The sequence below is a fragment of the Pontibacter sp. GD7 genome (assembly GCF_058216375.1).
In genome coordinates this window covers 60,415-85,084 of record NZ_JBYZMP010000015.1, presented here as the reverse complement: position 1 = coordinate 85,084, position 24,670 = coordinate 60,415, and the positions used below count along the sequence as shown (strand labels likewise).

Genomic DNA, 24,670 nt, shown 5'->3' with positions numbered 1-24,670 from the left:
ACAGAGGAACTGGACACTGAAATAATAAAGCAGATTGTGCTAATATGTGGCGGCAACCCAGCTAAAATGGAAAAACTAGTCACCTAAGTAAGGTTTCGAACAGTAGTGGCCCCTACCCCCACAGAGAAACTGAGATGGACACTTCTTGGCTGACGACTATTTCAACAGGGAAGTAAGTATAAATTAGCAGTAACAGAAACTCCCCTCCTTGGCCAAGGAGGGGTAGGGGTAGGGTCGTTTCATTCTAATAAAAAAGTGAAAAATCTCTGTCATTCTGTTAAGAAACTTGTGAGAAGGGAGGTTAAGCTTGTCCTCCCAGCCACCAAGATCCTTCCAGGATGACAAAAAAATAGAATGAAACGACCCTAGGGGTAGGGGTGGTTTGACCCGGTATTGCGATATTGCCCTCTTGAGAACAGGGGCGGTATTGTAAAAAGCGAGTCTGGAGACTCGCACCCACTATTAGGCACCAGCTGGATGCTGGCGCCAGGGCACATGCTTTAACTAATGCTGTCGCTCAAACGGATTCTCAGGCTTTACAAGTATAACTTTCTCGCGCTCTACCACCACAGAGCCAGGTGCGGCACCTTTTGGTTTGCGTACCCACTTTTTCGGAGTATAAAGCACCGGACATAGCGAGTCGGATTTGCGTTTGCTGTAATAGGCTGCCAGTTGGGCTGCTTTTTCCAGCACGGTGTTGGGTATGGTTTTGCCAGCCTGGTGCTTGATGACCACATGAGAGCCTGAAACGTCCTTTGCATGAAGCCAGAGATCTTCTTTGTAAGTATGGCGTTGGGTAAGTTCATCGTTGTTGCGGGCACTTTTACCCACCAGTATCTTGTAGCCCTCCGTTTCAAACACCCTGAAAGGGACCTCCTGTTGTGCCTGCTGCTTGCTTGTGAGCAACGGGGCGTACTCCCGCATAAAAAGCTTAAGCTTTTTATAGTCCGTTGCTTCGGAGAGTGCCTGCAGGGCATCCTCAAGTATGATCAGCTCTTCGGTTTTACGCTCTACTTTCTCCTCCAGCTGCTTAACCTCGAGGTGCTGATTTTTGGCTTTACGGTACAAACGCTCGGCATACTTTTGCGGTGTTTCGCCTTGCTTTAGTTTGTAAGTGCGGGTGTGGTCTGTATAAAAATCATATAGTTCCACTTCTGTTGCTCTGGGCGGAATTTTGGTCAGGTTTGCCATGATCACATCGGCAGTCTGGGCATAAGACCTGTCGTTTTGAAGCTCCTGCATTTTGGCTGCGGATTGCTCTAAAACGGTTTGCGTGATATGCAATTTACGCTCTAATTGCTGCCTGGTCTGGGTATACTGCCGTTCGTAACCGGTTTCGGACAAGTATAAACGGGTATAGGCATTAAGCGCCTCCATAGGGCTGGCGTAGGTATAAAGTACCTCACCGAGGGGTAAAAGCGATAGGCGTAGCTTATCCTCCAGGCGGATGATGTAAAATGCTTCAAGTGCATCCAGTACATCCAGCATGTGCTGCACCAGCTCCCATTTCTGCTCTAGTGGTTGCTGCTCATAGCCTTGTTGAGCCAGGTATAAGGCAGGCAGCTCCCCGAAGGTTGGGTATACTTTCCGGAGGTTGCCATTTGCATCTGCGAAGGCCTCAAAATTCTGTTGTAGTGGCCGGTGCATCTGCAGTGGGTTTAGCTCGGCATCGGCATTCAGTTTTTTCCGGAAAAGCTCTACTGGCTCGTTGTGCTGGTAAAGTATAATGTTGGACCTGTTACCGAAAAGCTTGAACAGAAGTATAAAGTCATCGGTAAGCCTGAAGTAAAAGCTACGTTCGTTCTGGTGTTGTACCACTTCCTGTACAGCCTGCCCCTGCAAAGGCACCATCAGTTCCATGGTGTTGGCCCGTGCCCGCTTAAACTCCTTCGGGAACGAAAGCGATGTGAACTGAGAAGTCAGAAGGGCACGTATGTAGAATTCCTCATCTTCGTTGGCAAAGCCAATCACAAGTTCGCCTTTGTTCTGGGTAAAGGCAGTCATGGCTTTCATGCCAATCAGTTTATGACCGAGTTCAGTGGCTAGTTGGCGAAGAAAATAATAGTTAAGATGCACCTTGTTTAGACAAAAGATAATTTGACAAAAGACAAAGGAGATTTCCTGAAACTGTTACAGATGATTAAGTATAAACAAAAAATGTCTTTTATCCTTTGTCAAAATGTCAAGCAGTTGATACAAATCATACTTCTAACTGCAGGCCGTCATAGGCCAGCCGGATGAAATCGGGAAGCTGCGGCTCTACGTTGCGGTGCTGGCCCAGCAAGTGGCTGATGTGCGTAAGATAAGCCTTTTCCGGTTGCAGTTCTTCCAACAGCTCTACGGCTTCGTGCAGGGAGAAGTGTGAGATATGCGGCTCTTTGCGCAGGGCATTTAATACGACTACTTTGGAGCCTTTGATCTTTTCCTTTTCCTGCTTGTCGATGTGGTTGGCATCGGTAATGTAGGTAAAGTCGCCAACGCGGTACCCGAAAACCGGAAGCTTGTAGTGTAAAGCCCTGATCGGAGTGAAAGGGATGCCCTCTACCTCAAATGTCTCGTTCTGGATCGGGTTAAGCTCTACCCTTGGAATGCCCGGGTATTTGTAATCGGCAAAGATGTAGGCAAACTCCCGCTGTAATTGGTCGAGCACACGCTGTTCACCGAATACCGGTATATCTTTGTTCTGTGAGAAGTTAAAGGCACGGATATCGTCCAGGCCGGCAGTATGATCTTTGTGCTCATGGGTAAATACCAGCGCATCGAGCTTTTTGATGCGCTCGCGCAACACCTGCTGCCTGAAGTCAGGGCCCGAGTCGATGATGATGCTTTTGTCTTCGATCTGCAGGTGCACCGACACACGCAGACGTTTATCACGGTAGTCTACAGAACGGCACACCTCGCAGCTACACCCAATAACGGGTACGCCCTGCGAGGTGCCTGTGCCTAAGAATGTTACTTTCAATTGGCTTTCTCGTGATTTCTGATCTCCTGATAGAGTTGCCGGTTTTTTTCACTCAAGCGGCTTTCATCTACAGTAATGGTACGGAGAATATCGTAGAGGCAGTTGATCTTGCCCTCCAGGCTAAAGTACTTGTTTACCACAGCCACTTTCATATCCTTCAGCACACAGTAACCGGCTTTAAAGTTGCCTTTTTCGTAGCGCAGCACAAAATCCGACTCTGCAAAAATATCCTCCAGTTTGTTTAAGAATGGCCGCGTATACTTTAGCTCCATTTACTGCGCTGTATACTTTTTAACCGTTAACACCAGTGCGTCAAAATCAAGCGGTTTTGGCAGATAATCGTTAATGCCGGCCTCCTTGAAGTCTTCCATTGAGTAGTTGTTGGCATTGCCGGTAACCGCTATGATCGGAATGTTGGCGATGTCCTTGTTCTCATGCGCGCGGATCTCGCGGGTGCAGTCCATACCGTTTTTCACAGGTATGTTCAGGTCCATCAGGATAGCGTCGATCTTGTTGTTTTCAACTTGCTTTATTACCTCTCCTCCATTCTTTGCAGTCAATATCTTGTAGTTCTGAAGCTCAAGGATCTTTTTTGTCAGGTTTAGGATTACAGAGCTGTCCTCTGCGATCAGGATTGTTTTTTCTGCCATAAGAGTAAATTAGATGATAATTTCTTTATATGCTTTTCGGTAATTCTCGTATTGTGCCAGGAGCTCGGTAAACATATCGTCCACGTTCTCATACTTGTCGTGCTTTATGTCGTGCTCGAGTTGCTTTGCAATTTCTGCCAGCTGGTTAATGCCAAGCGTAAAGCCGGTGCCCTTAAGCTGATGCAATGTACTCAAAATACTCTTGTATTGTTGTGACTGCAGTTCTTTTTTAGCTTCCTGAAGCAAATCTGCGGCTTCCTGCTCAAATTCAGAATAAAGTTGCTTGGTAAAATCCTCTCCGCCAATTTGCTTTAATTGCTCTACTACTTGCATGTCTATGATCGGGCTGTCGGCAGGGGTGTCTTCGCTTTCTTCTTCCTCCGGTAAACCCACGGGTACCGCGCTTTTTTTCCACTTATTGATGGTGGCGTACAGGTCGGCGCTTTTAACCGGTTTAGACACATAATCGTCCATGCCCTGGCTCATGAATTTCTCCGCATCGTCTTTCATGGAGTAAGCCGTCATGGCCACAATCGGAGGGCAGCTGGCCCCCAACTGTTCTTTGATGTGCTGTGTGGCCGTAACCCCATCCATCTCCGGCATCTGGATGTCCATGAAAATAATGTCGTAGGGTTTTGAGGTGGCGTACTCAATGGCCTCGAAACCGTTGGAGGCAATGTCTGTGGTACAGCCGAGGCGCTCCAGTTGCTTCTGCGCCACTTTCTGGTTTATCTGGTTATCATCTACCAGCAGCACAACAGGCTTGTAGTCCAATACTTTTTGCTCCACATCCTGCAACTGCTGGCTCTTGATGTGCTCGTTAATTTCGGCTTCGCTTGCTTTGCGCACTTTAATGTAAAACCAGAACACACTACCATCGCCAGGCATAGATTCTACCCCGATGTCGCCGCCAAGCAGGTGGGTTAGTTGCTTTGAGATAGCCAGGCCCAGGCCGGTGCCGCCGAAGGTTTTCGTGGAGGAGTTATCCAGCTGGGTAAAATCGGTGAACAGCAGTGCCTGGTTTTCAGGTGTGATGCCGATGCCCGAGTCCTTTACCCTAACCTGTAGTTTATACTTGTCAGACTGCAGCCACTCGCAGGCTACGTTTATACTTACATCGCCGGCATTGGTAAACTTAATGGCGTTCGAGGTAAGGTTCGAGAGAATCTGTAACAACCTGGTTTCGTCGGTAACAATATAGCGTGGTGCTTTCTCAGAGATAGTATAGGTAAAGCTAAGGTCTTTTTGTTGGGCCCTGTTTGCAAACAGCGAGTGGATCTTGCCGATCGTCTCGTGCAGGTCGACGGTATTTTCGCTTACCATCAGCTTGCCTGCCTGTATTTTGCTCAGGTCAAGTATATCGTTAAGTATGGCAAGCAACGCATCAGAAGACTTACGCAGCGTGTCTATATATTCGCTCTGTTCCGGGTCCACGTTCATCTGGCTCAGCAAATCGATCATGCCGATGATGCCGTTCATCGGCGTACGCAACTCGTGGCTCATGTTGGCCAAGAACTGTGTCTTTACCTTAAGCAGGTTTTCGGCTTCTTCTTTGGAGGCCAAGAGCTCTTTTTGTGTGCGCTTCAGTTCTGATACGTCACGGGCCACGCCTTCCAGGGCTACAGGGTTACCCTCGGGGTCATAGGCTATGCGGCAGTCGATCAAGAGGTCTATTTTTGTGCCGTCTTTATGCAGCATGTCCACTTCGTAATCGCGGATGCTGATGTGCTCGAGCACCAGGCGCTTCAGTTCATCAAAGTCCTCCTGCCTAGCATAAAACGACCTAACATTTCTGCCGATCACATCCTCTTCGTGGTACCCCATCAGGTTGTACACCGAAGGGCTTATCAGTTCTATTTCGCCATCCATGGAAGTGCGGTAGTACACATCCTGGAACGACTCAAACACATGCCTGAATTTCTCTTCGTTCTCGGCAAGGGCCAGCTGCGATTTCTTTTTATCAGTAATGTCGAGGGCTATACCGGAGATCTCCTCAAAAGTACCGTCTTCCAGGTAAATGGGGTGCAGGTACACCTCGCGCCAGCTTTCAGGCTCCAGCAGGTGCACCTCGAAGTGCTGTGGCTCTCCTTTAAAGGCCAGTTTATACTTTTCTTCCCAAAAACCATAGGAGTTCATGTGAAGTGGCAACATGTCGGAGCTGTCAATCCTGGTGTAAGGCAAAAGTTTCTGGTCGTGCCTTACCTCAAAGCTCTGGGCAAAGTTGCGGTTAAAAGAGGTAAGCTCAAAGTTGCGGTTAAGGGACCACATGTGGTGCGTACCACTCTCGAAAATAGCGTTTAAACGGGCATTCTGGGTGTTTATCTGTTCCTCGTTGCGTTTACGCTCAATGGCAAGGGCAACCTGGTTCGAGATAAAGTGCAGTATCTCAATGTCGGTGTGCACGTAGGCATCCGGGTTATGGTAGTCCTGCAGGGTGATCACGCCGATGATCCTGTCGCCGATAGCCAGCGGAGAGCAAAGCATAACTTCAGGTATCACCCCATGTATGACCAGGTCTTCTTCCTCAGCCAGCTTCAGGAGGTCTTCCTTTTGCATGTAAAGCGGCTTGCCAGACTGGATGATATACTCTGAGAGGCCCTTGGTAAATGGCCTGTGGCGCGATGATGATTGCGATGTTTTGTCTACGTACTGGTCTACGAGGTAAACAAAGCTCAGGAGCCTGTGCTCTGTGTCGCAGAGGGCAATGTAAATATTGCGTGTTTCTATGATCTTGCTCAACTCACGGTGTATGGCTGAGTAAAGCGAGTTTAAGTCTTTGCTGCTGATGGCCAGGTTGGCAATGCTATAGTATACTTTCTGCAGACGCTCAGCCTTGATACGGTCTGTAATATCGTGGAGAATGCCGCGTGTGGCCACAGGCTTGCCATCCTGCCAGCTGCAGGTTATACTTCCGATAAGGTGCACCGGTTTGCCGGCCTTGGTCAGGAACACCGTCTCGATCTTGTTCACATTCTCTCCCTTGTACAGGTTGCGCAGCTGGTAGATCAGCTTGGCCTTGTAATAAGGATGTACAATGTCGTTCAGGGTCAGGGTTTCAATGTCCTCGTCAGTGTAGCCCAGGCGTTCTTTCCAAGCCCTGTTTACAAAGATAAACTTGTTGTCAACGGAGATGTTCTGGATAAGATCGTGGGCGTTGTCGAAGAGGTCCTGTAGGCGTATCTTGTTGTCTTTCAGGGCTTCCATGGCGATACGCTTGTCGGTCATATCCTTGCCCACCATGGTCACGCCGGTCAGCTCTCCATCGGCATTGTACTCGAACATGCTGTTCCAGCGGATCGTCTTGTTCTGTCCCAGCTTGGTGAGCACATCGCGCTCATAGTACGTGTTCAGTTGCCGCGTCTCCAGGGTGTTCAGGAACTCCTGCCTGCGCTGTTCCCTGTCCTGCTCCGGCACCAACAGTTCAAAGTAATCCTGCCCGATAAGCTCTTCGCGGCTATACTCTATGTACTTTACAAAATAATCATTTACATAGGTGATGATGCCGTCAACACTCAAACTAAAGTATATCAGGTTAACTTTATCCAGGAAGTTGCGGAACTGCGCCATGGACTCGTTGAGGATTTCCTGGCGGCGCATTGTCTGCTGCACTTGCTTGCGCTGGGTTATATCCCGCAAAAACACCTGTATGTAATAATCGCCTTCAAGTTTAAGCCTGTTGGCGTTTACCTCAGCCTCAAATAAAGTCCCGTCTTTTCGGCGGGTAACCCACTCAAACGTAACAGCCTTGCCAGTTTCCAGTACCTGCTGCATCAGCTGATCAGCCTTTTTGCCAGAGTGCTCGCCATCCGATTGAAGATCGGGAGAGTAATCGGCCGGAGCATGGTTGATCAGGTCTTCACGGGAGCACCTGAACAGTTCCAGTGCTTTTTCGTTGCATTCCTTCACCACGCCGTCCTTAAACAGAAGTATGGCGTCGTAAGAAGCCTCGAATAGAAGTTTATACTTGTCTTCGGTAAGTGTAAGCTGGTGCAACAGCCTATGCCTGGAAATATAATTGCCTATGGCGCTTCCGATAAAGTCCAGGAGGGCGGCGAACGATTGCGTCATGTGTGCGTCATCGCCTGGCCATATCAAAACCAAACCTATCAGCTCTGTTTCGGTGGTAACCGGCACTACTGTCAGGTCGCGCCGGGTTTCCTTCACCAGAAAATCACGTGCATCGTTCAGTGCTTTGCGCCTTTCACTTTTCAGGATCTTATTGATCAGGGCATCTGGTAACACCAGGTGCTCGGGCAGGGTTGGTTCTCCGGTTTCGCCGGCAGAGTACGAGAGCTGCAACAAATTTTCAGATTGACTGAAAGTATAAACAGCACCACCCGTCACATCGCTTGTCTGGATAAGCTTGTCTAAAGTATAATTCAGTACATCGTGCTGGCTGTCGGAGGAGGAAAGATCGGTTATGAGCTGGTTTACGAACTCTAGCTGGTGGTTTCTGAAACGAATATTCTGTTCAGAGCCGATCACCTCGTACAAGTTCTTCACGTAGCCGAATACAACCGGCTCGTCTCGGAAACTGCCGGCCTGAAGCGATATCTCAACTGGCAGCAATTCTTTGTTGTCCTCGTGCAGCCACCACTCAAACCGCTGGGGAGCCCCGGTAAGGGCCATGTTTATCTGGTTTTTTAATGCAACGCGCTCAAACAGGTTCAGCCCAAAGTTGCGGTAAATAGATGCACCCACCAGTTCCTCTTTAGGCTTGTGTATCATTTTAAGCGCACTCTGGTTCAGGTCTATAAAATTGCCCCGGCAGTCAAGTATAAACAGTGGTTCTACGCTGGTGTCGAATACATTGTGGTAACTGTCGCCGTCCAGGGGCACAAGGGCAGAGGGCTGGCCCACGCCAGATAGCTCGGTACAGATGAAGGCATGCCCCTGGTAGTTTACCAGCCTGATGCTGTAATGCACCACCATCAGTCCGTTGTCTGATGTGGCCGGGAAGTTACCGGATTTTGTTTTGCTTGCCTGTAATTCGGCAACTATATCCCTGAACGCGGCGGGTTCCAAAGAAAGCATATCCGGCATTTGCTCAGATGCCTTCGGCACAAACCGTTGCACCTGCTTATTTGTAGCCAGTACCTGCCCGCTGGGCAGCGCAACAAGCAGGCCATTGCTTTGCTGTGCAAGCTGCTCAAGTACATCCAGAAGGCTGGTTGCGATCTGTACTAACTTTTGATCCGGGCTAAGCGTGGGAATATAGGGCATTTCAGAAACGGCTATGTTAGAGAGTGTATTTTACGCAGGGCGGCACACTCTTTCTATTAATTTTACAAATTGCGTCATAAATTAGCAAAAAAAGCATTGCTAAATTTAGCGTTGTAGCACTTAAACAAGTATAAGCTGCTCTTAGTGCTATTTAGGCTTAAATACTTGCAAGTGTTGCCATGAAGAAACTTTTGTTTGCCGTAACCACCGACCTTAACCACGACCAGCGCATGCAGCGGATCTGCTCGTCGCTGGCGGCTCATGGTTACGAGGTGGAACTGCTGGGCAGGCAAAAACCAGATTCCAGGCCATTGCAACAACAGCCATACAAACAGCATCGCCTGAAATGCAGGTATAACAAAGGCAAGCTGTTTTACCTGGAATACATGCTGCGCCTGTACGCTTACCTGGGCAGGCGAAATTATGATGCCATCTGTGCCATAGACCTGGACACGGCACTGCCATTATACTTTCAGGCCACACAAAAGGGAGTGCCCTTTATTTACGATGCCCACGAGTACTTTCCGGAGGTAGTAGAGGTTACTGACCGCAAACTGGTGAAAGGCATCTGGACAGCCATTGAAAAGTTTATAGTTACCCGCACAAAGTATGCCTACACGGTTACACAGTCTATTGCCGATATCTTTTACAAAAAGTATAACACGCGTTTTGAGGTGATCCGGAACATGCCTGTGCTAAAGCCAACCGATCCTGTTGCAAAGGAACCGGCAACCATACTTTACCAGGGAGCTGTAAATGCCGGCAGGGGACTAGAGCCGCTGCTGGAGGCGATGGTTGGGTTAGAGGCCAAGTTAATTATCTGCGGTGCCGGTGATGTTCTGGAGAATCTGAAAAGGTTAGCCAGGCAACTTAACGTGGAGGAGCAAGTGGAGTTTAAGGGCCAGGTGCTGCCAGAAGAGCTGCACCAGATCACGAAAGGCTGCAAAGTAGGCGTGATGCTGCTCGAGAACAAAGGCCTGAGTTATTACTATTCACTGGCCAACAAGTTCTTCGATTATGTGCATGCCGGAGTACCGCAACTGGTTATTGATTTTCCGGAGTATGCCCACCTCAACAAGAAGTATAACGTAGGCCTGCTTACCTCACTAAATGTAACTGAGATTCGGGAGAAGCTAAGATTGCTGCTGACAGACGAAAAGCTGTATAACCAACTGGTGGCAAATTGTGAGCAGGCTAAACATGAACTGAACTGGCAGCACGAAGAGCAGAAGCTGATCAGTTTTTACGAGAAACTATGGCAAGTATAAACAAGCAAAAATACCTGGTGGTAGTGGTTGGCCCAACAGCGGTAGGCAAAACCGATCTCAGTGTACAACTGGCAAAATACTACCGCACCGACATCATCTCTGCCGACTCAAGACAGTTTTTCAGGGAGATGAACGTGGGCACGGCCAAGCCAACTTTGCAGGAGCAGCAAGGCATAAAACACCACTTCGTAGACTCGCATAGTATAACAGAGGAGTATAATGCAGGCGCTTTTGAGACAGATGTGCTGCAGCTACTTGAGCAGTTGTTCAAAGAGAAGGACGTTGTGATCATGACCGGGGGCTCTGGCTTGTATGTGCGTGCGGTGCTGGAGGGGATGGATGAAATGCCGGAGGTAGACCCGGAAATCCGGGCCGGGCTTACGCGCAAGTATGAAACTGAAGGCATAGCGCCGCTCCTGGAGCAACTGTCAGAGTTGGACCCAGTATACTTTGCGCAGGTTGACAAAGCGAACACGCAACGTGTGATCAGGGCCCTGGAAGTTTGCCTGAGCAGTGGCAAACCCTACTCCTCGTTCCGGACAAGCGAAAAGCGTGAACGGCCCTTTCAGTTTATCAAGATAGGCCTTACCCGTGACCGTGCTGAGCTCTACAGCCGCATAGATCAACGCATGGACCTCATGCTGGAGCAGGGACTGCTTGATGAGGCAAAAGCTTTATACCCATACCGTGCACACAACGCTTTGCAAACAGTAGGCTACAAAGAAATTTTCGATTACCTGGAGGGCAAGTATGATTGGGAAGAAGCCGTGAGGTTGCTAAAGCGCAACAGCCGCCGCTACGCCAAGCGCCAGCTAACCTGGTTTACCAAGCACCCCGACGAGTACACCTGGTTCCACCCACAACAATGGCAGGAGATCGTGGATCATATCAATGAGCGGATTGATAGTTGATTGTTAATTGTTAATTGTTAAATGGTTAGATTGAAAACTACGCTGCTACCATTATTTTCCTATCGAAACAGTTAAATAATCTTGAGTTCACCAAAACCCAAACTGCTTGCCCTTGCTGTGTGTTTTCACCAGCAAGTACAAAAGACATCAATTCAACAATTCAACAATTTAACCATTCAACATTCACTCATCCACTCATTCACTAATTCAAAATTAAAAAGGATACCCGATGGCGATGTTCAGGACCATGCCGTAGTCATCATTAAAGCTGCCTGTGAAGTCGCCGAGCACGAAGCGTTCGCCTTTTGGCAAGTATGGCACCCGCACGGGTATACCCAGGTCCAGCCTGATCACGAAGAACTCCACGTCTATCCTTAACCCGACACCGGTACCAACGGCCAGTTCGCTAAGCAGGTCTGCGGCCTCAAATTTACCGCCTGGCCTTACAGGCTGCCCGGTATCATCCAGTGTTTCGCGCAGTAGCCAGATGTTTCCCGCATCCACAAATACGGCTCCCTTAAAAAAGCCTGCCAGCGGGAAGCGGTATTCCACGTTGGTTTCCAGTTTAATATCACCGGTCTGGTCAAAAAAGGACAGTGCCAGTTCGTCTGGAATGTTGTAGGTGCCCGGGCCAACGCTGCGTGCCCTGAACGCGCGTATGCTGTTAGGCCCACCCACTGAGAATTGCTTTACATAGGGTAGGGTAGAGGAGTTGCCATAAGAGTAGCCTACCCCAAATGCCAGACGGGAAACCAGCTGGCTCTCTGCCCCAACCTTGAGGTAATGCCTGAAATCGTTGTCTACCAGTACATACTGCGCATAGGCCTGGCCGATGAGGGTGCGTGGTTCGTCGTCGGTTGGTGTTTTGCCGCCTGTCAGCGAGTGCAGGCCGCTTATCAGGTTACCCGACAGGTCCAGCGTAAGTCTGTCAAAAAAGGTGTTGGTCCTGTCCTGGAACATCTGGGTACTGAAAGTAGCCTGGTAAATAGACCCGATGATGAACTGGTTCTCGAAGCTGCGGCGCAGGTATGGGTTTGCCTGCAACAAGCTATCGAAGACCTCGGCACTGTTTAAGCGCACATACTGCAGGTTAATGGGAGTAGCGTCGAAGGTGATGATCTCTCTTGGCCGCCAGGTATAGCCGTAAGAAGCATTGTAAGAATTGAGCTGATAGAATTCCCGGCGGTTGAGGAAGTTAAAGCCCAGGCCGATACGGGTTTTAGGTACAAACTCGGTACGCAGGTTCTTCAGGTTAAAGGGCGAAACGATCCGGGGTATGGTCAGGGAGTTCTGTACCCCGAACTCAAAGGAGGTAAGGTTAGTGTTTTGGGTAGTGGTCTCTCCGCTGGCAAGTCCTGCCGAGCCCCTGCCGCCCACCTGCGACTCCATACTTCCGGTAAATTCTACACTCAGCAGTTCAGAGCCTTTCAAGGCATTGCGGTTCCGGAACGCCACCGTAAGCCCCGGCCCGGCAAACCCGTTTGACTTCGTTACCATTTTCACTTCTGCCCGAAGCGATTTCTTCATGGATGGGGTGAGGAAAACAAAGGCATCGAGCTTGTCATTGTTTAGGGTATCTACTTCATAATCAATGTTCACAAACTTATAGGCTGATAATCCAGACAAGCGTTTGATGGTAAGCAGATGGTCGTCACGGGCATACAGGCTGTCATGTTCCAGGAAAACGCCCCGCAACAGGTGCTTTGCCTTTACATAATTCTCGTTAGGGATGTAATGGTAACCCCGCACATTGATGGTGTCGTTTATTGATAGGCTGTCCCCAACTGAGTATTCCGCGTTTATGTAAATGTCATCCAATGTATAAGCTCTGAGGGCCTTGGAGGATGCCATTTCCTTTATGCGTAACAGCACATCCACTTGCCTGTTGCCAACCATAGAGTCCACGCTGAAAATAAGTATCTCCGGACTGAAAAAGTAATAGCCTTTGTTTTTGAGTACGCCGTCTATGCGGGTACGCTCCTGCGAGAACGTTCCGAGATCGTAGGGATCACCTGGTTTCAGTAGCGTTTCATTAAGTGTTTGCTCAATAACTTGGTGCACCGGAAGAGAGTCTTGCAGGGTATAGGCGATTTTACGGATGCGGTAAGGTTCGCCAACCCGGGCAGTCCAGTCGATGGTGGCTTTTTTGTTTTTGACGGTAGTAGTGCTGCTGACGCTGTTGTTAAAATAGCCCCTGTTGTGTAGCCGGTTGCTCATGATGGTACTGACACTTGCCGTATCAACCTCCGAGACCAGCACAGGAGGCTCTCCCAGTTTTGTCATGATCCAGTGACCGATGCCTTTCTTTTTTTCTGTATAAAATGCGTTGTAGATGGATAGTTTGGGCCGCCAGCCAAGTATGGAAAAGTTTGGTTTGGGACGTACTGTGGCACTTAACTCTGTTTCAAGTTCGCCGGAGCGCTTGCTGCTGTCTTTTTCGCCTTTTACCTCCACGTTATAGCCGATAAACAATGCATCGTTTTTAGGTACTCTTTTGGTTGCGCTACAACCAGCGCTGAGCACCAGCACCGCCAGCAGCAGAAGATGGTATGATTTAAAGTAGCATGTAAGCGATTTGGCTATCATCATTCAGTTGGGTACAGTTTATACTTCATACTTTCTTATTCGAGGTTATCGGAACGCAGTTTTTCCATTTCCTCCTGGCGACGTTCTGCATCACGTGCACGTCTTCTTTCCAGGCTCCTAAACAGGTCGGAGAAATTCTGGTATTCTTTTACAAAAATCAGCGCCACACCGGTTGCCCGCACATCGCCGCCTTCAATTATACCTTCGTACTGGTTTCGCTGGAAGCCCCGTACACGCAGCCTTCCGTCTTCGGTCAGGGAGTACTCAATGGAGATATCACCGCCAAAGCCACTCATGGTCTGATTGGATTGGTTGCCGCCCTCCAGGCCAATGTCGGTACCTACGCGCACGGTAAGCCTGTCGTTTAGGAACTGCTGTCGAAGGGCCACGTTCAGGTCTGTACGTCCCTCCGCGGCACCCGAAGAGTAGTCCTGGTACGACTCAACGCCAAATTCAAGGCCAAGGCCACCGGCATAGCGGTTGGTGAGCTGGTTTAGCTGGCTGGTCATAACCTGGCCCAGGCTGTTGCGGGCAGTAGACTCTAAACCACCACCAGAACTAGTAAAGGGATCGGGGGCAAGGAAGCGGTTCAACACCAGCAATGCGAACACTTGTTTGTTCAACTCCGACTCATCCTGGCGCAGATTGCCCAGGCTGGTGGTTACCTGTGGCGGCACACTGCCCTGGCGCTCTTCCGGCAGGCGTATGTCAAAGCTTATATCCGGTGTCAGCATATCGCCTTCCACAAACACATACACCTGGAAAGGTACCTGGTTCCGGAGCACAGGAGCATCGTAACCTGCCATCTGAGAGGCTACCAGTTCACGTGGGGCGGTCTCGACAGTATAAATGGCGGTAATGTCCATGAAAGCCTGCAGCGGATCGCCGGTCCAGTTTATGTAGCTGCCTTCTGCAATGTCAAGCTCTCTGGAGGCCAGGTCATAAAAATCCATGCTATACCTGCCATCTGTTACCGTGTAGCGCCCCGACATGTTTATTTCCCCGCTCGGCCTCATGCCGATAAACAATGGGTCGGCTGTTCCTCTTACTGTCAGCTGGTCGCCGGTGATCGGGTCGAGGATGATGGTGACAGGCACACTGTCCGGAACGCGCAGCTGCGCCGAGATGTCCGCGCCAACAAAGCCGGTTACCGTGGTAGTGTCTTTTTCTTTTTTGTTGAGGATGGCGGTAAGCGAAGGATTCAGGTCTACAAACTCCACTATGCCGTCGCGCTCTGCGGCGGCCACTTCATCGGCTGGTATCACAATGGTAAAGTCAGAGCCTTCCAGCACTCGGGCATCCACCTCTATCACGGGCACATTCAGGTTGCCCCCAATATTGGCGCTGGCATCCAGGTACACAGTGCCATAAAATAACTCATTGTCCTGTACTGTGGAATTGAGTGCCAGGAAGCGGTCTGTGTTTACTTTCAGGTCAAACTGGAAGTCGGTGTAGTCATCGGTAAGTATACTGCCGTCCACTACCATGTCGTTGCCCAGCGAATCGGTAACCGTGAAGTTCGGGAAGCGGATACCCTCTTCTGCGAAAATAAGCCGCTCATTCTGCAGCGTAAATACCGAACCCAGCGCCGTGAGGTTAAACTGTGCCTGGTTAAAGTTGAGCTGCCCCAGTACTTCCGGGTTTTCGAGGGTGCCGGCAATGCGCAGGTTGCCACTGGCGCTGCCGTCAAGGTCATCCACAATCCCCTCGGTAAAGCCTTGCAGCGTGGCAATGTTGAGGTTGGTTACATCGGCATTCAGGTTAAGTATGGTGGCATCGGGTTGCGTTTCCATAAAGCCGGCTATACTTACCTGGTTGTTGTTGCCGGTCAGGGCTGCATCTATGTTTATGCGGTTTCCAGCGGCGCTGTTTGCCTCCAGTGCCAGGTTGCCCACGGGCACTCCCTGGTAGGTGAAGTCCGTAATGTCCAGGTCGGATGTGAAGGAGAGCGTGCCCGAAAGTATGTTCTGCACAGTTGCCTCACCGTTCAGCGTACCATCGAGCAGCAGGCTGTCTTTTGGCTGGAAAGAACTCATCAGGTAGCCCAGGTCAAAGTTCTGGATGGTTACCTGCAGCGGCGCACCCGGACCAACAGGGCCGGTGCTGTTTAGCCGCAGTGTGCTGTTGTTGCGTTGCAGGGCAATGTTGTTGGCGTAAATAAAATCCGTATCAAACTGCAGGGAGTTGTCTTCCGATACTTCCCAAACATCCCCGTTTATGATCACCTCATCAGGTTTAAAGGTGAAACGGTAACCTTTGTCAAGGCTATTGAAAATGCCGCCCAGCATAAAGTTTGTCTCGGTGGTGTCGGAACCGGCCACAGTTAACTTTACCTGCAGGTTATCGTCGCGTGCGGCGCCTTCCAGTGTCACGTTGTTTACTTTAAGAGATGGGGAAATAAGTTTTTTCAGGTCTATTTCGTAGGCCAGTTGCTCCCTGTTGCCTAACACGGACAGGTCAATGTTCTGCAAAGTATAGTCTGTGTAGGCCACCTTGCTGATGTTGCCTTTCATGGTCAGTTGCTGTGTGCTGCCATCGTAGGTGGCTGTGATCGGGCCGCTGGTCTGCAGTTGCTCCAGGCCAGGCACAAAGGAAGTGATCACGCCTGTCTTCTTCAGGTCAAGGGAAACATCAAAGTCTTTTAAGTTCAGGTTGGCAGGGTAGGGCGGATCGGGTTGCAGGTCAAAATAATTGGAGAAATGTTTTTGCAAGGCACTGGGAAGCGTAGCCAGCGAGTTGCCAAACTGCATTTGTGCATCGGCCACATCAGAGCGTACAAGTACTTTTGCTTTGTCACCGCTTTGATCCAGTGTCAGGTACAGCGAGTCGATGGGATAAGCTTTGTTGTTGTGGCGCACCACCAATTGATCTCCGGTCAGGTTGCCGCTGATGGTGGCAGCATCTGCACCTGTAAACCTGCCTTTAAGTTGCCCTTGCACTGCCAGTGGTTCCGGGTATAAATTAAGTGCCTGCAGATTGGCTTTGCGCAGGTCCAGGTTAAAATCATAAACCGGGCTTTGCGCATTGCGAAGGTTAAAGTCCCCGATCAGGTTAAAGTCAAGGTTCTGGTCCTGGGCTGTGGCATTAACGGAGTAAAGGTTACGGTTTATGTTGGCGTTTAAGTCGATGTCGTTGTAAGTATAGTTATTATAATCCAGGCGCTGTATAGTGGCTTTTACATTGGCCTGCATTGTTTCGGGTGTAAGGCCCCTGCCCGAGGCCCTGGCAGTTAAGGCCACTGTGCCTACACCCAGGCTATCGGTAAACAACTGGTCCAGGGCAAAGCCCCCCGATCTGACTGTTGCCGTAAATGTCTCGTTCGGGCCCATGTCCACCATCACATCCGCATTGCCAAAACTTGTTCTGATGTCGGCTTTTGCATCGAAGGCGGTTAAGGTGCCTTCGTAATTGCCGGTTAGGCTCATGTTGTTTGGTATCCTGATATTAGGGGGCAGAGTGCCTGCCGGCAACAGTGCCTGCATATCGGTGCGTGTCGTGCTAAAGCGCCGGATGTTGGCATCGAGGTATAAATTGTCCGGGTCCAGTGTGTTGCGTATCCTGCCACTCACGTCTATGTTGGTGCCCTTCAGACCCACCAATTGTAAGTTATTAACCTGTAGGTTATTAAGGGGGCCTTCGGCTTGTGCTTCTACCTTAATCGTGGAGCCGGCTATACTTCCGAAGTACGGATCCTGCCTGAGGTCGGGGGCAAAGTACAGCACATCTTCCATGCCGATGTAGCTGTTGCGCAGGTCCACGTCCAGTATTATACTTTCAGGCCGCTCGGCCATTGCCTCCAACGAGGGGTACTGCATGGCCAGGTGGTTTTGGAGGTGGCTGTTCGGTGTTTTGATATCCAGTTTGGTAAGGCTGGCCTGGGTAGAGTCGAATACCAGGTTGGCCTGCAGGTTTTGCAAGGTAAAGCCGCTTTTTTCCTGTAACTGCAACTGGTTTATGTCAGCCACCGTCCTGTTCAGGCTGTACTCAATATCCTGCGCCTCAATAAGTATGTCTTTAAAGTATAAATGGTTATAGTCCATGCCCCGTGGCTGGCGTGGCATGTTAAAGTTGTCAAACCTTACATTGAGGTCGGTAACGTTCAGGTCGCCCAGGGCCAGTACCCAGTCCATGGGTTGTGCGGCAGCCTTCTCCACGGACTTATCCAGCTTCTCGGCGGTGCGTTCCGGGTTTATGGCCAGCGAGTCGGATGGTTTATACTTTTCCTGCACATAGATCACGTCGGTGTTGTGCAGGTCAAAGCGCTTGAGGTCTATCCTGGCTTTTTTCAGGTTTATATCATCCGATACGATCTCTGATTTGCCCAGTGCCAGTTCCAGCCGCTGTTCTGCCACCCGGTTCAGGAATTTGAATTTTATATTTTCCAGCGCAACCCGGTTAAGGCCAAAGTCCAGCTCCAGGGGTTCTTCTTCGCCGGAGGGCGGCGGAATCTTGGTCTGTTCGTAGCTTATCGAGGTGTTGCGGAGTTCCACTTCATCCACGAGGTATTGCTGTGCGTCAAGGTCCAGTTTCTCCATGGTGGTGGTCAGTTCCCCAATACGCCCCCTGACGTAGTTGCCGCCGGCATCGTCTTTAAACACCAGGTATACATTGTCGAGGTTCACAACCCCCAGGTTTATAGCCATGGAGGCAGTGGTATCGGCTGGTTGGGCGGGGTCGGTGGCGAAGGCATCCAGTATAAAATCGTAGTTGGTGGTGCTGTCCTCGCGGATGTGCAGTTTAACGGTGGCGTTATCCAGGTCTACTTTGCTGATGTTGAGTTCTCCTTTTATCAGGGAAAAGATACGCATGTCTACGCCAAGCCGCTCAGAATACCACAGGGTGTCCTGTTGCAGGTCTTCGATGTAGACATCTTTAAGCACAAAGCCATTGCGCCAGTCGGTAGTGAACCTGCCTATGTCTACCCGCGTGCCCCAGCTGTTCTCGAGGTAGTTAGCGGCTTTCTGGGCAACAAAGTTCTGTACCCCCGGAAATTGCAGCAGGATTAAGATAAGTATAACAAGCCCGACTACTATGGTTAAGAACCAAAGTATGAATTTCAGTATGCCTTTCCCGATATGTTTTGCCGATGCGATAAGTAGTCAAATTAACTGTGTACTACTTTTACGGGAAAGTATAAATATGGATAGTTTGAGGCTGTTTTTTGGGGTTTTAAACTGAGATGTGTGGATAAGGCAACCCAAAAAGTATACAATACCCGTGTAAATGCAAAAGCCCCTGCCTGTAAGGGCAAGGGCTATCTAAAGTATGGATGCATTCGGTATAAGTATGGGTGATCCAATACAGACGTTCTCACAAATTCCGGCCCAGTCGTGGGCATGTTACCTTAAAGCAATCAACAGAAAAAGTAGAGTGCGGATATTTCTTGAATCTCTTACCTATACGGAAAGTATGTTCACCATCTCTATATAATATGGGTTAATGGCCTTTTCCTTTGTGATGGTATCGATAAAGGGCGTGTAAACCAGCTGTGAATTTACAATGCCGGCCATCTCGCATTTTCTGCCTGCCACCAAGCCATCCACACACGCTATGCCCAATTGGCTGGCCAGCATTCTGTCGGCGGCTGTTGGCGCGCCACCGCGCTGTACGTGCCCAAGTATGGTAACGCGTGCATCCATGTAAGGCAGGGTTTTCTGTACCTGCGCGGCAATGTCGGCGGCATTGCCTTCTTCGTCGCCTTCGGCCACAATTACTATAAAGGATGTTTTAGAGCGGTCCCAGCCGGTGCGCAGCGTATCCACCACCGATTGTATGCTTGTCTCCGTCTCAGGTATCATCACGATCTCGGCGCCGCCGCCAATGGCGCAAGGTATGGCAATGTAGCCAGAGTCGCGGCCCATTACCTCGATAAAGAAAACACGGTCGTGGCTGTCGGCTGTGTCGCGTATCTTGTCAATGGCATCCAGGGCAGTGTTCACGGCTGTGTCGTAGCCAATGGTATAGTCGGTGCCGTACAGGTCGTTATCGATGGTGCCTGGTGCGCCAAGCGTTGGTATGCCATACTCTTCGTAAAAGATGTTGGCCCCCGTAAAAGTACCGTCGCCGCCTATTGCCACCAAGCCCTCAATTCCCAGTTTCTTCAGTTGTTCGTAAGCCTCGCGCCGGCCCTCTTTGGTCATAAACTCTTTGCTGCGTGCAGAGCGAAGTATGGTTCCCCCTTTTTGGATGATGTTGCTCACAGAGTTGGACTCCAGCCGCTCGATCTCTCCTTTTATCATGCCGCGGTAACCGCGCTTAATGCCAAAAACCTCGATGCCCTGATGCACGGCTGCGCGCACTACTGCACGTATGCAGGCGTTCATGCCCGGAGCGTCGCCGCCAGAAGTAAATACCCCAATCTTTTTCATAAATGTAAATTTTGCCCGTTTAAACAGCTCTAACGGGTGTTACCAGCTGTGCTCTCTATTGCTGAACAGGCAGATTAAAATGTTGCGCCGCCTTAAAATTAAAAAAAGCTGCAAAACCTTATCCTCAAAAATAGAGAAAACCGTATGTAATACCGGTAGCATGCGTGCTATTATTTCCCGGAGCCGTAAAACGTACCAATCTAATGTAGTACTGTAACTCCTGCAAGATGCGTTATATAAATAAATTATACATAATAAACGGGTAATGTATGTTCGGTTTTTTTGAGAGCGAAGAAACAAAAAAGATCAAAAGCCACATCGCTAACTTAAGTGCACTCGCCAAAATAGACGGCCACGTGGACCCGAACGAGATCAACTTTATCATCTCGATAGGGCAGAAGCACGGTTTAAAGGAAGATGATGTGCGCCACCTGATAGCGAACGCCGAAAAGTCCGAGCCACAGCTGCCCACCAACGACTCAGAGCGCTTTGATCAGATCTATGACCTGGTAGAGATGATGCTGGCCGATGGCATAGTAGATGAAAGCGAGATGGAGTTTTGCATTCATATGGCGGCGCGCCTGGGCTTTAAAAAGTCTATTGTAGGCGTGCTGGTAAGAAAGATATCGATGGGAGTGAAAGACGGTTTTACGCGCGAACACATCAAACGTGAGGCACAGGCCTTTCTTAACTACTGATACATGCAAAAAGTAAAGCTGGACTATAAGGCGCTGATCCTGATTTATATTTGCCTGCTGCTCCTTCTGGGTTCCTATCTGTTGCTGAGCAGTAATTTCCTGATGAATCATAACACACCAAGTAAGCTGCCACTCGACTTCCTGTTGCGCTTCGGCATTTTCTGGTTCATCAGTTTTGTGCTGGCACTGCTTTTCTTTGTGATCCATATCCGGATGCACCAATACACGCTTACCACCACAGAAATTATTCAGTCCAACAGGGTTGGTACGTATACTTTTATCTGCGGAGTTGGTATGGCTGTTATCAGCGGGCTGTTGTTTTATACTTTAACCTAAGTATAACTTACCTCGTCACAGCATAGCTTTTGAATTTGTTGTTGCGGTACACGTAGGTGGTAACGTTATCCTCGAACCCCACCGAGATCGCATCCCTTTTCAGCTCAATTTTTTCGCCGCTCTCAAGGTCCGTAACGCTTTGCCCCGACTCTGTGAGCATGAGGCGGTACACGCTGCGAAGCGTACCCCGGTCGTTAAACAGTATATCACGCTTGAGTTCGTGCAATGCCCACTTTTCTGTGCCTGATGTGTCGAGTACGGCTACTACGTAAATATCCTTGTCTTTCTGCAACTGCAGGGCATAGTCCAGGTAAGTGTCGTTTGTGAAGAAGCCGCTAAGCATATAGGGGCCCTGTGCGTCCTCATCATACTTCTCCTTTATGCCTTCTGCCAGCTTTGGCTGTTCGTAACCGGGGTATTTCTGAGCCAGCAACTGCAGTACGGGCTGGGGCAGTGGTAAATCGGTTTCCTGGTCTATCTGGTCTATTTTGGTGCCGTCTTTCTCTGCACTTGCCACGGAGTCGATGGCTGCAGCCGGTGGGCTCAGGTCGATCTGCTCTTCTGAAACCTCTTCGTTTTTGGGATTACAGGCAAATGCGAGTAAAATCAGAAATGTGCAATACTTTTTCATGATGCCGGTTTTGTGTATACTATGCTTACTAACATCCGGCTCATGCAGTTACATTGGCCAGAACACAGGAACCAGGAAAATAATGACGAGCACCAGCAGGATAGTTAAGGGGGTTCCTACTTTAATAAAATCCCAGAAATGATACTTGCCGGGGCTGTAAACCAGAATACAGGCAGGCTCGAAAGGCGTTACCATGGAAATAGAGGCGGCCAGCATGATACTTATGGCAAATGCCCTTGGGTCGGCATTCAACTCGGCGGCGGCCCTGAGGGCAACCGGTATTACCACCAGCGCGGCAGCGGCATTCGACATTGGCTGTGTAAGTACAACGGTAAGGATAACAAAGCCACTTAAAACTGCCAGTTTCCCAAAAGGCCCCATCAGGTTCACGATGCCCTGCGCCAGAAAATCAGCCGCACCCGAGTTCTCCATGGCTGTGCCAAAGGCCGTCATGCCCCCGATAAGTATAAGCAGGCGCCAGTCTATGGCAGCGTATGCCTTGTTTGTGCCGATGCACCTGAAAAGTATGGTAAGTATGGCTGCCATCAGAAACGCGATAGATAGCGGCAGCAGCTTTGTAGTACCGGCCACAATGGCAAGCAAGAAGCAGGCAATAACCACTATTCCTCTTCTCTTTTTAAAGAGTAGGGGCTCAAATTCATCCAGCAGCGCCACATTGTTAGACTGCCTCAGCTGGCCAAGCCTTTCTGAGCTACCTTGTACCAGCAACAGGTCGCCGAGTTGCAGCTTTATACTTCCTATCTTGGCCCGCAATGTTTCGCCATGGCGGGAAATGGCAAGCACCACCAATCCGTAGCGCCGTGTAAATTCCACCTCCTTTATAGAACGGTCTATCAGGTTAGACTGCCGCACCACCAGTAGTTCTGCCAAGCGAATGTCTTCCGTCTCCAGGTCTTTTGAAAGTATGGCATCTGCCATTATCTGTATGCCTTTCGTTTCCTTTACCTTGATCAGGTTATCCAAATCGCCCTCAACCAGCAGAATATCGTTGGCCTGAATGCGGGTTCTGAAGTCTGGTAAAAAATTATCCTTACCCCTGATAATGTTCAGCATCCGGAAGTTCAGGTTGGTCAGGTCGGAGGCAAAAACCAACTGACCTACCAGCGGAGAGTCGGGGAGCACCACGATCTCGGTCAGGTATTTCTGGAGCTTATACTCGTCGGTTAGTTGCAGGTCGTCGTGGCTGGGCAGCATGCGCTGGCCAATGGTCATCATGTAAACAATGCCAACAATAAAGATAACCAGACCTATACCCGTAATCTCGAAAAGACCGATAGGGGGCAAACCTGTTTTAGCGATGTAGCCGCTCACTGCCACGTTGGTGGAAGTGCCGATCAGGGTGCAGGTGCCGCCAAGTATGGCTGCAAAGGCCAGGGGCATCAGAAGTTTGGAGGCGCTGCGGTTTATGCGTTTCGAAAGCCCGACCAGCGGGGTTACAAACATGGCCGTAACTGTGGTGTTGTTCATAAAAGCTGACACAACGCCGGTTACCAGCATCACCACAAACAGCATTAGGTTGTTACTCTGCTTTGCCAGCCTGGCAAGGCGCACAACGGCAAAATCCAGTATCCCGGTTTCCTGCAGGGCGGCACTAAGTATAAAAATGGAAGCAATGATGATGATGAAGTCACTGCTGAACCCGGCAAAGGCCTCCTCAGGGGTAATAATGCGCACACTGGCGAGGATGATCAGCATGGTCAGCGTCACAATCTCGATAGACAGGGATTCGGTTGCGAACAATATGATGGCCACAACCAACAGAGTAAGCACAAGTGCTATTTCCATAAAAGGAGTTTGGGTATGTCTATACTTGGGTAGATAATAAAAAGTATAGTTTCGGCTTCTACGTGCAAGTGTCTGCTCAAGTTATACTAACCCAAGTGATAACCATTCAGCGCTTATTGTTTGAGCTTTGGTTTCAGAGCAACTTACCGCATCGGGGCCGACATACCACTACTGTTCGAAACCTACTTAATATGCTCTTTTTCTCCTGTAATCCTACTTTTTAAGGACGAAAGTGTCCCCTTGAGGGGACTACAGGGGTGTCAATCAGGTTCCGGATTGCTCAAAAGTTCATTTATACTTATAAAGCCTGCTAACGAAAACACCCCTATGGTCCCCTCAAGGAGACAGTCTGTTCTCAAACAAACATACTTTTAAGGCATTAGGACACACAATGTCTAGGTTTCGAACAGTAGTGCCGACATACCCCCGTCAATTATTAAAGTATGGCCGGTTATATAAGAGGCAGCATCGGAACAAAGCCATGCGATTGCCGCAGCCGCCTCTGCCGGGTCGCCTAGTCTTTTCTGAGGTATAAAGTTGAGATAGGCTTGCTTTACCTCCTGTTCTTTGGCGGCATCGCCGCCAGCCTGTAGGTCAAACATATGCTGCAACATGGGGGTGTAGTGCACACCGGGGGCAACAACATTTACCCTGATATTGGAGGTTGCCAGTTCTTGTGCCGATGCCTTTGCCATGGCAATTACCCCTGCTTTTGCTGCGGAGTATAAACTGCCGCCTGGTGCACCGCCTAATCCATTTATACTTGCAACATTTACTATAGCACCTCCACCTGGTTGCTGTCCAGCATCAGCCTGATCTCCTGTTGCATACACAGCCACACACCGCGCAGGTTTGTCGCCATAGCAGCCTCAAAATCTGACAGCTCAAACTCATGCAACGGTTTGCCCACGCCTGTTTCGTCGGCAGCATTTTTTACAGCAACATCCAGGCGCTTATACTTATGCTTTATACCTTGGAACAACTCCAGTATAGCTTCAGGCTGACTGTTATCTGTCTGTACAAATTCAAAAGTATAGGTTGCGTTTTCTGAGGCAGCTTTCGCTTTTTCAGGGTCACGGCCAGTGATTACCACGGTGGCACCTGCTCTAGCAAAAAGCTTTGCTGTGGCCAGGCCTATACCCGATGTGCCGCCTGTAATCAGCGCAACTTTATCTTTGAGATTATATTTTACCTGCTCCATATAATTGTTTTGTCTACCAAGGCTTTACGG

The 24,670-nt window shown here is 49.6% G+C and carries 16 protein-coding genes; 4 read left to right on the top strand and 12 right to left on the bottom strand.

Features of this window, described 5'->3' with window-relative positions:
* Nucleotides 1–504: 504 nt before the first annotated feature.
* From AC4BAP_RS17955 to AC4BAP_RS17935, 5 genes are all read right to left on the bottom strand, one after another.
* A complete protein-coding gene (locus tag AC4BAP_RS17955; RefSeq protein WP_490584060.1) occupies nucleotides 505–2,013 on the bottom strand; it encodes an NFACT RNA binding domain-containing protein in 1,509 nt (502 codons plus the stop codon).
* A gap of 187 nt (nucleotides 2,014–2,200) precedes the next feature.
* Nucleotides 2,201–2,962: an MBL fold metallo-hydrolase gene (locus tag AC4BAP_RS17950; protein ID WP_490584059.1), complete on the bottom strand. Its 762-nt coding sequence runs from the start codon at nucleotides 2,960–2,962 to the stop codon at nucleotides 2,201–2,203.
* Nucleotides 2,959–3,234, bottom strand: a complete 276-nt coding sequence (locus tag AC4BAP_RS17945) for a hypothetical protein (RefSeq protein WP_490584058.1) — start codon at nucleotides 3,232–3,234, stop codon at nucleotides 2,959–2,961. The genes AC4BAP_RS17950 and AC4BAP_RS17945 overlap by 4 nt, the downstream gene beginning before the upstream one ends.
* The gene (locus AC4BAP_RS17940; protein WP_490584057.1) at nucleotides 3,235–3,612 is read right to left on the bottom strand and encodes a response regulator; all 378 of its coding nucleotides are present in this window, start codon (nucleotides 3,610–3,612) and stop codon (nucleotides 3,235–3,237) included. It lies immediately after the preceding gene.
* A 9-nt stretch (nucleotides 3,613–3,621) separates the two neighbouring features.
* Nucleotides 3,622–8,835: a PAS domain S-box protein gene (locus AC4BAP_RS17935; RefSeq protein WP_490584056.1), complete on the bottom strand. Its 5,214-nt coding sequence runs from the start codon at nucleotides 8,833–8,835 to the stop codon at nucleotides 3,622–3,624.
* Nucleotides 8,836–9,014: 179 nt separating this feature from the next.
* Here AC4BAP_RS17935 and AC4BAP_RS17930 point away from each other — a divergent pair, with 179 nt between their 5' ends.
* Nucleotides 9,015–10,103 (top strand): glycosyltransferase, encoded by a 1,089-nt coding sequence (locus tag AC4BAP_RS17930; RefSeq protein WP_490584055.1) that lies wholly within the window; start codon nucleotides 9,015–9,017, stop codon nucleotides 10,101–10,103.
* Nucleotides 10,091–11,014 carry a tRNA (adenosine(37)-N6)-dimethylallyltransferase MiaA gene (miaA, locus tag AC4BAP_RS17925; protein ID WP_490584054.1) on the top strand — a complete coding sequence of 308 codons (924 nt, stop codon included), beginning with the start codon at nucleotides 10,091–10,093 and terminating at the stop codon, nucleotides 11,012–11,014. The genes AC4BAP_RS17930 and miaA overlap by 13 nt, the downstream gene beginning before the upstream one ends.
* Before the next feature lie 213 nt (nucleotides 11,015–11,227).
* Here miaA and tamL read toward each other — a convergent pair whose 3' ends face one another.
* From tamL to pfkA, 3 genes are all read right to left on the bottom strand, one after another.
* On the bottom strand, nucleotides 11,228–13,603 hold the full coding sequence (gene tamL / locus AC4BAP_RS17920) for a translocation and assembly module lipoprotein TamL (RefSeq protein WP_490584053.1): 2,376 nt from the start codon (nucleotides 13,601–13,603) through the stop codon (nucleotides 11,228–11,230).
* Nucleotides 13,604–13,635: 32 nt separating this feature from the next.
* The gene (locus AC4BAP_RS17915) at nucleotides 13,636–18,480 is read right to left on the bottom strand and encodes a translocation/assembly module TamB domain-containing protein (protein ID WP_490584052.1); all 4,845 of its coding nucleotides are present in this window, start codon (nucleotides 18,478–18,480) and stop codon (nucleotides 13,636–13,638) included.
* 516 nt (nucleotides 18,481–18,996) lie between these two features.
* Complete coding sequence (gene pfkA, locus AC4BAP_RS17910) at nucleotides 18,997–19,968, bottom strand: 6-phosphofructokinase (RefSeq protein WP_490584051.1); 972 nt, start codon at nucleotides 19,966–19,968, stop codon at nucleotides 18,997–18,999.
* Between the two features lie 269 nt (nucleotides 19,969–20,237).
* On the opposite strand from pfkA, the gene AC4BAP_RS17905 reads away from it, so the two are divergent.
* A complete protein-coding gene (locus tag AC4BAP_RS17905) occupies nucleotides 20,238–20,666 on the top strand; it encodes a TerB family tellurite resistance protein (protein WP_490584050.1) in 429 nt (142 codons plus the stop codon).
* Between the two features lie 3 nt (nucleotides 20,667–20,669).
* Nucleotides 20,670–21,002 carry a hypothetical protein gene (locus AC4BAP_RS17900; protein ID WP_490584049.1) on the top strand — a complete coding sequence of 111 codons (333 nt, stop codon included), beginning with the start codon at nucleotides 20,670–20,672 and terminating at the stop codon, nucleotides 21,000–21,002.
* Between the two features lie 7 nt (nucleotides 21,003–21,009).
* On the opposite strand, the gene AC4BAP_RS17895 is transcribed toward AC4BAP_RS17900, so the two are convergent.
* The 4 genes from AC4BAP_RS17895 to AC4BAP_RS17880 form a co-directional block, all read right to left on the bottom strand.
* Complete coding sequence (locus AC4BAP_RS17895) at nucleotides 21,010–21,633, bottom strand: hypothetical protein (RefSeq protein ID WP_490584048.1); 624 nt, start codon at nucleotides 21,631–21,633, stop codon at nucleotides 21,010–21,012.
* Between the two features lie 48 nt (nucleotides 21,634–21,681).
* A complete protein-coding gene (locus tag AC4BAP_RS17890) occupies nucleotides 21,682–23,439 on the bottom strand; it encodes an SLC13 family permease (RefSeq protein WP_490584047.1) in 1,758 nt (585 codons plus the stop codon).
* Nucleotides 23,440–23,834: 395 nt separating this feature from the next.
* The gene (locus tag AC4BAP_RS17885) at nucleotides 23,835–24,278 is read right to left on the bottom strand and encodes an SDR family oxidoreductase (protein ID WP_490584046.1); all 444 of its coding nucleotides are present in this window, start codon (nucleotides 24,276–24,278) and stop codon (nucleotides 23,835–23,837) included.
* Entirely contained in the window at nucleotides 24,215–24,640 is a 426-nt protein-coding gene (locus AC4BAP_RS17880; protein WP_490584045.1) for an SDR family NAD(P)-dependent oxidoreductase, read from the bottom strand. The genes AC4BAP_RS17885 and AC4BAP_RS17880 overlap by 64 nt, the downstream gene beginning before the upstream one ends.
* Between the last annotated feature and the right edge of the window lie 30 nt (nucleotides 24,641–24,670).

Coding starts and splice junctions, on each gene's coding strand:
- AC4BAP_RS17955 (WP_490584060.1), bottom strand. CDS start 2,013: ATGAAAGCCATGACTGCCTTTACCCAGAACAAAGGCGAACTTGTGATT.
- AC4BAP_RS17945 (WP_490584058.1), bottom strand. CDS start 3,234: ATGGAGCTAAAGTATACGCGGCCATTCTTAAACAAACTGGAGGATATT.
- AC4BAP_RS17940 (WP_490584057.1), bottom strand. CDS start 3,612: ATGGCAGAAAAAACAATCCTGATCGCAGAGGACAGCTCTGTAATCCTA.
- AC4BAP_RS17935 (WP_490584056.1), bottom strand. CDS start 8,835: ATGCCCTATATTCCCACGCTTAGCCCGGATCAAAAGTTAGTACAGATC.
- AC4BAP_RS17930 (WP_490584055.1), top strand. CDS start 9,015: ATGAAGAAACTTTTGTTTGCCGTAACCACCGACCTTAACCACGACCAG.
- miaA (WP_490584054.1), top strand. CDS start 10,091: ATGGCAAGTATAAACAAGCAAAAATACCTGGTGGTAGTGGTTGGCCCA.
- tamL (WP_490584053.1), bottom strand. CDS start 13,603: ATGATGATAGCCAAATCGCTTACATGCTACTTTAAATCATACCATCTT.
- pfkA (WP_490584051.1), bottom strand. CDS start 19,968: ATGAAAAAGATTGGGGTATTTACTTCTGGCGGCGACGCTCCGGGCATG.
- AC4BAP_RS17905 (WP_490584050.1), top strand. CDS start 20,238: ATGTTCGGTTTTTTTGAGAGCGAAGAAACAAAAAAGATCAAAAGCCAC.
- AC4BAP_RS17900 (WP_490584049.1), top strand. CDS start 20,670: ATGCAAAAAGTAAAGCTGGACTATAAGGCGCTGATCCTGATTTATATT.
- AC4BAP_RS17895 (WP_490584048.1), bottom strand. CDS start 21,633: ATGAAAAAGTATTGCACATTTCTGATTTTACTCGCATTTGCCTGTAAT.
- AC4BAP_RS17890 (WP_490584047.1), bottom strand. CDS start 23,439: ATGGAAATAGCACTTGTGCTTACTCTGTTGGTTGTGGCCATCATATTG.
- AC4BAP_RS17880 (WP_490584045.1), bottom strand. CDS start 24,640: ATGGAGCAGGTAAAATATAATCTCAAAGATAAAGTTGCGCTGATTACA.